This window comes from Phocaeicola massiliensis B84634 = Timone 84634 = DSM 17679 = JCM 13223, from assembly GCF_000382445.1.
In the GTDB taxonomy this organism is placed as follows: domain Bacteria; phylum Bacteroidota; class Bacteroidia; order Bacteroidales; family Bacteroidaceae; genus Phocaeicola; species Phocaeicola massiliensis.
In genome coordinates this window covers 409340-421957 of the sequence record NZ_KB905473.1, presented here as the reverse complement: position 1 = coordinate 421957, position 12618 = coordinate 409340, and the positions used below count along the sequence as shown (strand labels likewise).

Here is a 12618-nt window from a genome sequence, read left to right as displayed (position 1 = left end):
AACTCAAAACATTTAAATTTTCAAACAATGAATTACGCTGAGATTTGTATCATCAAAAGAGATGGGAAGCGGGAAGACTTCTCTATCAGTAAAATTAAAAATGCAATCGGTAAAGCATTCCATGCAACCGGAATAAACAATGAAGAGAAACTTATTGCTGATATCACCATGCGGGTAATCAGTAATTTCACCTCGTCTACCATCAGTGTTGAAGAGATTCAGGACCTGGTGGAAAATGAGTTGATGAAGGTGCGTCCTGAAGTTGCTAAAAAATATATCATTTACCGTGAGTGGAGAAATACGGAACGTGACCGTAAAACTCAAATGAAACATATAATGGACGGTATTGTAGCTATTGATAAAAACGATGTCAATCTCAGCAATGCCAATATGTCCAGTCATACTCCTGCAGGACAGATGATGACCTTTGCATCGGAAGTAACCAAAGATTATACATATAAGTATTTATTGCCTAAAAAATTTGCCGAAGCGCACCAATTGGGTGACATACACATTCATGATTTGGATTACTATCCGACCAAGACCACCACTTGCATCCAATATGATTTGGACGACTTGTTCGAACGCGGATTCCGCACCAAAAACGGAAGTATTCGCACTCCCCAATCCATTCAAAGCTATGCAACATTAGCCACTATCATATTCCAAACCAACCAAAACGAACAGCATGGAGGACAGGCTATACCGGCTTTCGATTTTTTTATGGCAAAAGGTGTACGTAAGACTCATCTTAAACATCTGCAAACCTTGACGGATTTTTACCGTGAAGTAGAGGGGAAAGAGCCCAACGAAGATGCGCTAAAAAAAATAGAAGAAAAAGCATTGGCCATGACTCGCAAAGATACTCATCAGGCAATGGAAGGTTTTATTCATAACTTGAATACAATGCACTCTCGTGGCGGAAATCAAGTAGTATTCAGTTCTATTAATTATGGAACAGATACTTCGGCAGAAGGGCGCATGGTAATAGAAGAACTGCTGAAAGCTACAATTGAAGGTCTTGGCAGCCGTGGAGAAGTACCGGTATTCCCCATCCAGATTTTTAAGATTAAAGACGGCGTCTCTTATTCGGAGGAAGATTATAAAAAAGCAATGGCTAACTTTGATGATGCCGTGGCCGGCAAAATCCAATTCAAGGCGCCTAACTTCGACTTATTTCTAAAAGCTTGCCGTACTACAGCAAAAGCGCTCTTCCCGAACTTTATGTTTTTGGATGCCCCCTATAATCAGAATGAGAAATGGAATGCCAATGATCCGAAACGCTATCGTTATGAGCTCGCAACCATGGGATGTCGTACACGTGTATATGAAAATGTAGCCGGAGAGAAAACATCTTTGGGGCGTGGCAATCTGTCGTTTACCACTATGAATATGCCCCGGTTGGCTATCGAAGCACGCATTAAAGCAGAAAGCATGGAAGAATCCGGAAAGAAAGAAGCCATCGAACGTACAGCTAAAGAGCTGTTTATACAAAGCGTGCACCAAACGGCCGAGCTTATCGCCGAGCAACTCTACAGCCGTTATCAATACCAGCGTACCGCCTTGGCACGCCAGTTTCCATTCATGATGGGCAACGATGTGTGGAAAGGAGGAGGAAAACTCGCTCCCAACGACCAGGTGGGAGATGTATTACGACAAGGAACATTAGGCATTGGATTTATCGGCGGGCACAATGCTATGATGGCACTTTACGGTGAAAGCCACGGACACAGCCGGAAAGCATGGGACACATTATATGAGGCAGTGTTGGAAATGAACAAAGTAGCCGATGATTATAAAGCAAAATATCAACTGAACTTTTCCGTTCTTGCAACTCCGGCAGAAGGACTTTCCGGTCGCTTTACCCGTATGGACCGACGAAAATATGGTACTATTCCGGGCGTAACAGACAATGATTATTACGTAAACTCTTTCCATGTAGATGTAAAAGAGTCGATTACCATTGTTGATAAAATCAAGCGGGAAGCTCCGTTCCATGCCATCACACGTGGTGGTCATATCACTTATGTAGAATTGGATGGAGAAGCACAGAAAAATATCAAAGCCATTGCCAAGATAGTAAAAGTGATGCATGATGAAGGAATAGGCTACGGTTCGATCAACCATCCGGTGGATACTTGCCATAACTGTGGCTATAAAGGAGTAATTTATGACAAATGCCCGGTTTGCCAAAGTGAAAACATTCTGCGTATGCGCCGCATTACCGGATATCTGACCGGTGATCTCAGCACTTGGAACTCAGCTAAACGCGCCGAAGAACGTGACCGCGTGAAACACGGATAACCCCCGATATGAACTTGTTATTTACTTATCCCGAAACCATAGTTGATGGTGAAGGCATCCGCTACTCTATTTATCTGGCCGGATGCCACCACCATTGTGCCGGTTGCCAGAACCCGGAATCGTGGTCTCCGCAAGCAGGTACTCCACTGACTCAGGAAAAAATAGAAGCAATCATCAGCGAGATTAAAGCCAATCCGTTATTAGACGGTGTTACTTTTTCAGGAGGCGATCCTCTCTATTTCCCAAAAGAGTTTCGTGCTCTGTCTCAACAAATAAAAAAAGCTACCGGATTAAACATTTGGTGCTACACAGGCTACACAATTGAACAAATAAAAGCCTCGCCTTTGTTAAAATCGGCAATAGACTTCATTGATGTTTTGGTAGACGGGCGTTTTGAACAGGATTTATACTCTCCCTATCTGGAATTCAGGGGCAGCAGCAACCAACGTATCATCCGCATACGATAATACAAAAGAAATCTAAATGACCCATTTTCTTGATTTATATCATGAAAACGGGTCATTTCATGTTTTTCAGCATATATACGCTTGCTATTTTCAAGAAAAGCCGTACCTTTGCAATGTGGTTGTGAAACTACTAATTAAGTTAATAATAATTTTTTTAAGGTATTAAGTAATAAGGTAAAATTAGAAAAGGTATTAGATTTAGGTAAATAAAAAAGAGATTGTTTTCAACAAGGACAACAAGCAAGGTATTAGAGATTAATTTAAGGTTTGAAAGAATTGCAAGTTTTCAGGAATTTAGTTTTATAGGTATTAAAAAAGTTGTTTTTTAAGTAGAAGAACAGAGGGATAACAACAACGACGACGAGAAAGATGAAAAGAACCCCATATTTTATGAGGGGGGTTCTTCAAGGCGTGGGCGGGTTCGAAATAAAGAACTATCGCTCTTTTTTTATTTTATCCCCCTTTATTTTATCTGCTTTTCCATATCACTATCCATCATATGAGGTCACTTATTATTCTTGGGGATTTAAATATCATATCACAAACAAAGGAAAGAATAAGCCGTTTCCTAAGGTCGGTCAAGGTCTTTTAAACGGAAGATTATTACAGTCTGCTACAGTGGACCGTACAGTCCACTGTAGCAGACCGTACGGTCCACTGCAACGGATTATACAGTCCGCTGCCGCAGACTGTAGTAATCCGACGGACAGACGGGCATAATCGAAAGGACGAAAACGCTTGGTCCGACTAATGAAACGACGTAGGAAGCCCAAAAACGCATGAGGGGATTGAAGACCGGAGAAGACAACATCAGGGGACAGATGTTTGATTGATATATTAAATTCCCAAGAAATAACCGACCCATCATATGGTCATTACCAGGATAAAAAATTCCCCCGGCTGCCAGGTTAACCCCGGCAACCAGAGGATATATAAAAAAGCCTTTGCCCTATTTAAAACACGAAACGCATTATGTCATTGAAGTTAGCCCAAATAAGTAATGCAAATAACAAGAACATACCTACCATTTGTGCATATTCCATAAACTTATCACTCGGCTTGCGACGTGCTACTATTTCATAAAGCAAGAACAAGACATGCCCACCGTCCAAAGCCGGAATAGGAAGAATGTTCATAAACGCCAGAATGATAGATAAGAAAGCTGTCATTTCCCAAAAACGATGCCAATCCCATACCTTTGGGAAGATACTTCCAATGGTTCCGAAACCACCCACACTCTTCGCTCCTTCTTTAGTGAACACATATTTCATATCGTTCACATAGCCTTTCAACGTATTCACACCCAGTTTAACTCCCGCCGGGAAAGACTCAAAGAAATTAAAATGGCGGGTAGTGACTTTATAATCAAGCATAGAAGTTGCTCTTACCATAAACAAAGAGTCAGTACGAACTGCAACAGTATCGCGCATCCCTTGGTGCGAATAAACCAATGAAAACTCGGCATATTCCGCTCCGTTGGTTTCAGCATCCGAACGGAAGCCTTCCAATTTTTCAGTAAATTCATTCCAGCTACCGACAGGCATATTATTAACAGCTAAAATGCTGTCCCCTTTCTGCACTCCGGCTATCGCCAACGGACCGCCGGCAATCACAGAATCCACCACATTCGGCCGCAAGATATCAAGAAACATCGGTTCTTCTTTAGCGATATCCAAAAGACTGATTTCAGGCATATAGATTTCTGTTTCCTTTCCGTCACGAAGCACAGTAACCGTACGTGCTTCAGCCACATTACGCAGCATATCCATGCCAAAACGTTCCAAAGGCTGTTCATCAGCACGAAGTAGAATATCCCCATCCCGGAAACCGATTTCCTGAGCACGTTCGTTAAACTTCATACCATAAGTCATATCCTGTAATGAGATATAAGAGTCCCCCCAATGGAATAGAATCATAGAATAAATAAAGATAGCCAACAAGAAGTTCATCAACACTCCTCCAATCATAATAAGCAAACGTTGCCATGCCGGTTTGGAACGGAACTCCCACGGCTGTGCCGGTTGCTTCATCTGTTCGGTATCCATGGACTCATCTATCATACCTGAAATTTTCACATAGCCACCCAAAGGCACCCATCCGACCCCATATTCAGTATCACTGTTCTTAGGCTTAAACTTAAACAAAGAGAACCACGGGTCAAAGAATATGTAGAACTTCTCTACTCTTACTTTAAAAAGGCGCGAAAAAAGAAAATGTCCCCCCTCATGGATAATGACCAGTAATGACAAACTCATTATCAGTTGGAGAGCACGAATCAAAAATGTTTCCATCTAGTTATTATTGTTTTATTATTTACTATTTATAATCAGTTCTTCTGCTATGCAGCGTGCCTCTGCATCGGTTGCCACATAGTCCTCATAAGAAGGTTCCTTGATATAAGCCACTCTTCCCATTGTCTTCTCAATGACATCACTCATGCCCAAGAAAGAAATATTATCTTTCAAGAATGCAGCCACCACCACTTCATTTGCCGCATTAACGATGCAAGGCATATTTCCTGCCTGATGCAAAGCTTCATACGCCAAGGCCAAATTGCGGAAACGCTTGGTATCAGGCTGCTCAAAGGTCAAGTCGGTCACTTTGGCAAAGTCCAGACGTTCAAAAGAAGACTTCACACGCTCAGGATATGAAAAGGCATACTGAATGGGCAGGCGCATATCGGGCATACCCAATTGGGCTTTCACCGCGCCGTCTTCAAACTGTACCATAGAGTGAATGACCGACTGTGGATGAACCACTACCTCTATTTGTTCCGGTCTTACCCCAAAGAGCCATTTAGCTTCAATCACTTCAAAACCTTTGTTCATCATCGAAGCTGAATCAATGGTAATTTTCGCCCCCATCTCCCAATTAGGATGCTTCAAAGCCTGTGCCTTAGTCACCTGTTGCAACTGCTCCATCGTATAAGTACGGAATGGCCCTCCGGAAGCAGTCAATATCACTTTTTCTACAGGAGTATTCATTTCCAGACACTGGAAAATGGCCGAATGTTCCGAATCGACAGGAAGAATCGGTGTCCTGTATTGATTGGCCAACGCATTTATCAATTCACCGGCCACTACCAAAGTTTCCTTATTGGCCAAAGCAATGGTCTTTCCCGCTTTAATAGCATTCATGGTAGGACGCAATCCGGCATACCCTACCATCGAGGCTAAAACGATATCAATGGGTTGCGATTCCACTATCTGGCAGAGTGCATCTGCACCGGCATATACCTTAATAGGCAAATCGCTCAATGCCTCTTTCAGTTGGAGATACTTTTCTTCATTGGCTATCACTACCGCCTCAGGCAAAAACTTACGAGCTTGTTCAATAAGCAAATCTACCCGGTTATTGGCTGTCAATGCGTATGCTTCGTATAAATCGGGATGTTCCTCTATCACCTGCAAAGCCTGCGTACCGATAGATCCCGTCGAGCCTAATATAGCTATTTGTTTTTTCATAATTTGTTAAAATACAATGTATTTCGAAGGGTTGATGGCACGCCCTTTATTCCACAATTCGAAATGAAGATGAGAACCGGTTGTTTTTTCGCCCGTATTGCCAACCAACGCAATGGCTTCACCACCTTTCACCGTATCTCCCTCTTTCTTCAGTAACGAACCGCAATGTTTATACACGGATACAAAATCTTGCCCGTGCTGTATCTGTATCACATACCCCGTCTCTGCCGTATAAGTTGAGAGAATCACTGTTCCATCCAATGTAGCAAGTATACTTTCATTAGGATTGGCAGCTATATCTACCCCATAATGTTTGTTATCGGGATCAAAGTTAGAAGACATCATACCGCGCGTGGGACGATAGAATATCAAGCCCGAAGCTGTGGGAGTATTATTGACAGCAGTCAAATTATAACGTTCCGATTCTTCATATTGCTTACGGAATTCTTCTTCCTTACGAGTACGTTCCATCAATGAAGCCGAACGGATAGCCGTCAGTGAATCAATGGACTGCACTGTATCCACCTGTATCTTTCCACTAAAGATATCTTGGATATTCATAATATACAACTTTTGCCGTTCCAACATTTTCTGTAAAGAATCGGCACGCAGGGCATTGCTTACTATTTGGGCACGCACTTCACTGTTCATATATCCGGGCAGATAATTGCGCAGCGGCGTGAAAGCAATAATAATAGCAGCAACCAAAAAAATAACCGTCACGGCAGAAAGCAACCACGACAAACCGTTCAGCTTGGAAACGTGGATACCCACCACTTCCTCCAACGTATTTTCATTGGTAACAGTCAGTTTATACTTAAACTTAATATTATGCCAAAATGCTTTTCTTCTCTTTTTCTTCATTACTGCACGCGCGTACCTTAATATAATATATATTATAAAAGTCCATCGGGTACATCCACCGTCAGGAGTCTTTTCTTCTTATCCAGCTTGCAAATAAATTCTTCGTGGGCAGGAAGCAGAAGTTCTTCTCCGTCCTTCTCTATCGCAAAAAGCACATTCATTGTACTGTCATCCACTGCCACAATCTCACCTAAATCACCATGACGAACATCTTTCACCTTAAACCCTATAAAAAAGTTCCAAGTAGGAATATCTTCTGTCTCATCATCCTGCTCTACATATTTCTTTGGAAAATAAACTTCCACATTCGTAAACATACGAGCTTTTTCTGCCGTATCCACTCCCTCCAGCTTCACCAAAGCAGTAGTGTCGGAACGAAAACGATATTCTTCAATAAAAAACGGAACGAAAATACCATCCAGCAGACATACCAAGTATTCACAATCCACACGATCGAAAATATCATCCGTAAAGGTAAAAGAGACCTCTCCCTTTACTCCGTGAGGCTTATTGAAGATACCTATCTTAAAAATTTCGTCTTTCTTAATCATAACCTTAAATTCTTGTAATCCGTGCTCCCAGGGCATTCAATCGCTGTTCTATATTCTGATACCCCCGGTCTATCTGCTCGATATTGTGAATGCGGCTGATGCCGTCGGCACTCATTGCCGCAATAAGTAACGCGATGCCGGCACGGATATCGGGTGAAGTCATGTTCCCGCCACGCAACTGAAAACTGCGGTCGTGACCGATAACCACTGCACGGTGAGGGTCGCACAATATAATCTGAGCACCCATATCTATCAGTTTATCTACAAAAAACAATCGACTTTCAAACATCTTCTGATGAATAAGCACACTACCTTTGGCCTGCGTAGCCACCACCAGCATCACACTCAACAAGTCAGGCGTCAATCCGGGCCAGGTGGCATCGGCAATGGTCATGATGGAACCATCGATAAACGACTCTATCTGATAATGTTCCTGCTCGGGAATAAATAAATCATCACCACGCTGTACTACCTTAATGCCCAAACGACGGAAACTTTCGGGAATGATACCCAGATTTTCATGAGATACATTCTTGATGGTAAGCTCACTGCCTGTCATGGCCGCCATACCAATAAAACTGCCCACCTCAATCATATCAGGCAATACCGTATGACTGCACCCGTGCAATGATTCCACTCCCTCGATGGTGAGCAAATTAGAAGCAATGCCCGTTATCTTTGCCCCCATGCAGTTCAGCATACGGCAAAGTTGTTGCACATAAGGCTCGCAAGCAGCATTATAGATAGTAGTCTTACCTTTTGCCAAAACCGCTGCCATCACGATATTGGCAGTGCCGGTCACCGAAGCCTCATCCAACAGCATAAATGCCCCTTTCAGTTCTTTAGCTCCGATAGTGAAAATGCTGCGTTCGTCATCATAATCAAAGCAAGCTCCCAACTTCTGAATACCGATAAAGTGAGTGTCCAAACGACGGCGTCCTATCTTATCGCCTCCGGGTTTTGAAATCAGTGCTTTGCCGAAACGCGCCACCAGCGGACCGACCAACATGACCGAGCCACGCAAGCTGGAACACTTTTTCAGGAAGTCATCACTCTCCAGATAGTTCAAGTCAACCGAGTCGGCCTTGAAAGTATAAGAGTCAATTCCTGTTTTCGATACCTTGACCCCCATTTCACGCAATAACTGAATCAAGTTATTCACGTCCAGAATGTCAGGAATATTATTCACTGTTACTTCTTCCGAAGTCAATAAAGTGGCACAAAGAATTTGCAGAGCCTCATTCTTAGCACCTTGCGGATGAATTTCGCCGTGTAACTTATGTCCACCTTCTATTACAAACGAAGCCATGATATCGAAGTTTTTAAGAATTAATATTTTCTTCTCTGATTATTATTCTGTTGCATTCTGCGCTGCCCGTTGTTTTGCTGCGGTCTGCGCTGAACATACGTGCGCTGTCCGCACAGTTGCAAATCTTCGGGAGACAAACTGATAGCCCCCTGGGAATATTCGCGAAGGTCATCCAGTATCTTCTGGTCTTCCACACTGTCTTTATTCCAGTTGATAAAGCATTTTTTCATTTGATTGGCAATCAATGAAATCAGATGTTTTCTGTCTTCTCCTTCAGGATATTCCACCGCCTTCTTCACCATGTTTTCCAATATATGTCCATAGTGACGATAACGAATGCGTTTTTGCGGATAAGCCAATACCTCCGGTTTCACTTCAAGGCTTTCTTTCTTCACTATTTCATAAGGATAATCAATATCCAGTTTAAAATCGGCCATGATAGCCAAATGGTCCCACAGTTTATGTTTAAAGTCGGGCACATCGCGCAGATGCGGAAACATACCGCCCATAATATTAATAATCGTATTGGCACAACGCTGGCGTTCAGCTCTATCTTCAATGGTAAGAGCATGGTCTACCATGTTCTGCACACTTCTTCCATACTCAGGAAGGGGTAATCTTCGTTGTTGGGTATTATACTCCATGTATATAAATAATATGATTTTGTTTATAAATTATAAAAGCTTCTTAGGTTTAGAAGCAACGAACTCTTTCAAATAGAAAGGTTCAAAATATGCCACATCCTTAAAATCCTGTTTCACAATAGCTTTCTCAGCCAATGGAAACATCCATTTTGCCAGCGGACAAATTTCATCAATAAAATGTGCATTGGGATGTGTAATCTTCTCACGGCACTTGGCAGCTCCGTTGCCGAAGAAATAAACAGGATGTTCATCCAGAAACTCCAAGTAAGAGTTTTCATCTACTATGTCGGCTGCTATTTCACGCTTCACTTCCAACGCACGGTCATAAACAGCTGCATACACCTCCATGCGGCGTGCATCTATCATCGGACAAAGCAGTGCATCTTCGGGCAAGTCATGATACAATAAAACCGGTACACACAGCACCTCCAACGTATGAAGCCCTATGAGTGGCAAATTACGTCCATAACAAACACCCTTCGCCATTGAAACGCCAATGCGCAAACCGGTATAGGAACCGGGACCACAGCTGACAGCCACCGCATCCAACGGCAGACCGCGGCTGTCCACAAATGACAACGCTTCATCTACAAACACGCCCAACTGAACAGCATGCGAAGGTCCCTTCAAGTCCTCTTTGGAGAACACCGCCAGCCCATCTTCGCTAACGGCAACAGAGCAAGCCTCTGTTGATGTTTCAATATGCAAAATACACGACATAATGCTATACTTATATAATATAATGTGCAAATATACACTTTTATTTATACTTCATTTCCATAAAAACACTACTTTTGCAAAAAAACACATTAGTTATGATACAATCAATGACCGGATACGGCAAAGCAAGTGCTACATTCGGAGATAAAAAAATTAACGTAGAGATAAAGTCACTGAATAGCAAGGCTATGGATTTATCTACACGCATTGCACCCTTATACCGCGAAAAAGAAATAGAAATCCGTAATATGGTTTCCAAATCATTGGAACGTGGAAAAGTGGATTTCAGCCTGTGGATAGAAAAAGAAGCAAGTACTTCTGCCGCACAAATCAATATAGCCTTGGCACAAAGCTATGACCAACAAATGCAAAAACTGTCCGAAGCATTAGGCTGGGGAAATTACCCTAATGAATATTCCATGGCAACATTACTTCGCATGCCGGATATCATGAGTAAAGATGAAATCATAGAGCTATCGGAAGAAGAATGGGAAGTGGTACGTCAAGTAGTGGAAGAAGCAATTGCTCACTTGGTGGATTTCCGTAAACAAGAGGGAGCGGCGCTCGAAAAGAAATTCAATGAGAAAATCGACAACATCGAACGTTTGTTGAAATCCATCGAACCGTATGAGACCGAACGTGTGACAAAAATCCGTGAACGCATTACAGATGCACTTGAAAAAACCATCAGCGTGGATTATGACAAGAACCGCCTGGAACAAGAGTTGATTTACTATATTGAGAAACTTGATATCAACGAAGAGAAACAGCGTCTGTCCAATCACCTGAATTATTTCCGCGAAACAATGGCAAGCGGCCACGGACAGGGTAAAAAACTGGGGTTCATTGCTCAGGAAATGGGACGTGAAATAAATACTACCGGCAGCAAGTCCAACCATGCAGAGATGCAGAACATCGTAGTGCAGATGAAGGACGAGTTGGAACAAATCAAAGAACAAGTATTAAACGTTATGTAGATGAAAAAAGGTAAGCTTATCATATTTTCAGCCCCTTCAGGTTCCGGCAAATCGACGATTATCAATTATCTGCTGACACAGAACCTGAATCTGGCATTCTCTATCTCTGCCACCAGCCGCCCGCCCCGCGGCACAGAGAAGCACGGAGTGGAGTATTTCTTCCTCACCCCTGAAGAATTCAAACAACGCATTGCCAACAATGAATTCCTGGAATACGAAGAAGTGTACGAAAACCGTTTTTACGGAACACTGAAAGCGCAGGTGGAGAAGCAGTTGGAAGCCGGACAGAATGTGGTTTTCGATGTAGATGTAGTAGGTGGCTGTAACATCAAAAAGTTTTATGGCGAACAGGCTTTGTCACTTTTCATCCAGCCCCCGGGCATAGAAGAGCTTCGCAACAGACTGGTAGGGCGGGGAACAGATGCACCTGAGGTAATCGAAAGCCGCATTGCCAAAGCAGAGTTTGAATTGAGTTTTGCCGACAAGTTTGATGTGGTAATCGTAAACGACGAGTTGGAGAAAGCCGAAGCGGAAACATTGAAAATAATTCAGGACTTTATTGCAAAATAAACAGATGATAATCAAAGACCCCAAAAGATTAGCCCTGCGGATGATGATACTCTGTGTCATTATCGGACTGACAGCCTTGGCGGTAGCTGTTATGGCTATCTCCATGCAGAAATATATCATTGCCGGCATTATGGTCATCGTTGCCATCATGCAGATTTGGAACTTTAAAGTATGGCAAAAGAGAACAAAATAAGAACAGGAATATTCGGTGGTTCATTCAATCCTATTCACATCGGGCATTTAGCTTTGGCCAATTACCTTTGTGAGTACAGCGAATTGGACGAAATATGGTTTTTGGTTTCTCCGCATAATCCTTTAAAGAAGCAAACGGATTTATGGGATGACAGTCTGCGACTGGAGTTAGTGCAACTTGCCATCGCAGATTATCCCAAATTCCGTGCTTCTGATTTTGAGTTCCATCTTCCCCGCCCTTCTTACATGATACATACGCTCGATGCTTTACAGTCCGCCTATCCCGAACGTGAGTTTACGCTTATTATCGGGGCGGACAATTGGGCTATCTTCCCGCGTTGGTATCATTCCGATGAAATAATACAACGCCATCGGATAATGATATATCCACGTCCCGGATACACGATTGACCCGGCCGCACTTCCTCCCTCTGTGCAACAGGTCGATACTCCTTTATTGGAAATAAGTTCTACTTTTATCCGCCGGGCTTTGGCGGAAGGGAAAGACGTAAGGTATTTCCTGCATCCGGCGGTCAATGAACGGCTGACGAGATAAA

Annotated in this window: 13 protein-coding genes; 6 read left to right on the top strand and 7 right to left on the bottom strand. The window is 42.8% G+C overall.

Annotated features, from left to right (window positions below):
• The first annotated feature begins 27 nt into the window (after positions 1–27).
• Positions 28–2304, top strand: a complete 2277-nt coding sequence (locus tag HMPREF1534_RS04390) for an anaerobic ribonucleoside triphosphate reductase (RefSeq protein WP_005942969.1) — start codon at positions 28–30, stop codon at positions 2302–2304.
• An 8-nt stretch (positions 2305–2312) separates the two neighbouring features.
• Positions 2313–2771: an anaerobic ribonucleoside-triphosphate reductase activating protein gene (gene nrdG, locus HMPREF1534_RS04395; protein ID WP_005942966.1), complete on the top strand. Its 459-nt coding sequence runs from the start codon at positions 2313–2315 to the stop codon at positions 2769–2771.
• Positions 2772–3724: 953 nt separating this feature from the next.
• Here the strand turns inward: nrdG and rseP are convergent.
• The 7 genes from rseP to tsaB are packed head-to-tail and all read right to left on the bottom strand — an operon-like array spanning position 3725 to position 10323.
• Entirely contained in the window at positions 3725–5062 is a 1338-nt protein-coding gene (gene rseP / locus HMPREF1534_RS04400; protein WP_005942964.1) for an RIP metalloprotease RseP, read from the bottom strand.
• An 18-nt stretch (positions 5063–5080) separates the two neighbouring features.
• A complete protein-coding gene (locus tag HMPREF1534_RS04405) occupies positions 5081–6235 on the bottom strand; it encodes a 1-deoxy-D-xylulose-5-phosphate reductoisomerase (protein ID WP_005942962.1) in 1155 nt (384 codons plus the stop codon).
• A 6-nt stretch (positions 6236–6241) separates the two neighbouring features.
• Positions 6242–7099 (bottom strand): M23 family metallopeptidase, encoded by an 858-nt coding sequence (locus HMPREF1534_RS04410; protein WP_005942959.1) that lies wholly within the window; start codon positions 7097–7099, stop codon positions 6242–6244.
• A 32-nt stretch (positions 7100–7131) separates the two neighbouring features.
• Positions 7132–7650 carry a ribosome maturation factor RimM gene (gene rimM / locus HMPREF1534_RS04415; RefSeq protein WP_018452129.1) on the bottom strand — a complete coding sequence of 173 codons (519 nt, stop codon included), beginning with the start codon at positions 7648–7650 and terminating at the stop codon, positions 7132–7134.
• A gap of 4 nt (positions 7651–7654) precedes the next feature.
• Positions 7655–8959, bottom strand: a complete 1305-nt coding sequence (gene murA, locus HMPREF1534_RS04420; RefSeq protein WP_005942953.1) for a UDP-N-acetylglucosamine 1-carboxyvinyltransferase — start codon at positions 8957–8959, stop codon at positions 7655–7657.
• Between the two features lie 20 nt (positions 8960–8979).
• Positions 8980–9603, bottom strand: a complete 624-nt coding sequence (locus HMPREF1534_RS04425) for a DUF4290 domain-containing protein (RefSeq protein ID WP_005942950.1) — start codon at positions 9601–9603, stop codon at positions 8980–8982.
• 30 nt (positions 9604–9633) lie between these two features.
• The gene (gene tsaB, locus HMPREF1534_RS04430) at positions 9634–10323 is read right to left on the bottom strand and encodes a tRNA (adenosine(37)-N6)-threonylcarbamoyltransferase complex dimerization subunit type 1 TsaB (protein WP_018452128.1); all 690 of its coding nucleotides are present in this window, start codon (positions 10321–10323) and stop codon (positions 9634–9636) included.
• 95 nt (positions 10324–10418) lie between these two features.
• Between tsaB and HMPREF1534_RS04435 the strand changes: the two genes are divergently transcribed.
• The 4 genes from HMPREF1534_RS04435 to nadD are packed head-to-tail and all read left to right on the top strand — an operon-like array spanning position 10419 to position 12617.
• Positions 10419–11300 carry a YicC/YloC family endoribonuclease gene (locus tag HMPREF1534_RS04435; protein WP_025066826.1) on the top strand — a complete coding sequence of 294 codons (882 nt, stop codon included), beginning with the start codon at positions 10419–10421 and terminating at the stop codon, positions 11298–11300.
• On the top strand, positions 11301–11870 hold the full coding sequence (gmk, locus tag HMPREF1534_RS04440; protein WP_005942944.1) for a guanylate kinase: 570 nt from the start codon (positions 11301–11303) through the stop codon (positions 11868–11870).
• Positions 11871–11874: 4 nt separating this feature from the next.
• Positions 11875–12063 carry a hypothetical protein gene (locus HMPREF1534_RS04445; RefSeq protein ID WP_005942943.1) on the top strand — a complete coding sequence of 63 codons (189 nt, stop codon included), beginning with the start codon at positions 11875–11877 and terminating at the stop codon, positions 12061–12063.
• Positions 12042–12617 (top strand): nicotinate (nicotinamide) nucleotide adenylyltransferase, encoded by a 576-nt coding sequence (gene nadD / locus HMPREF1534_RS04450; protein ID WP_005942941.1) that lies wholly within the window; start codon positions 12042–12044, stop codon positions 12615–12617. The genes HMPREF1534_RS04445 and nadD overlap by 22 nt, the downstream gene beginning before the upstream one ends.
• Position 12618 lies beyond the last annotated feature (1 nt).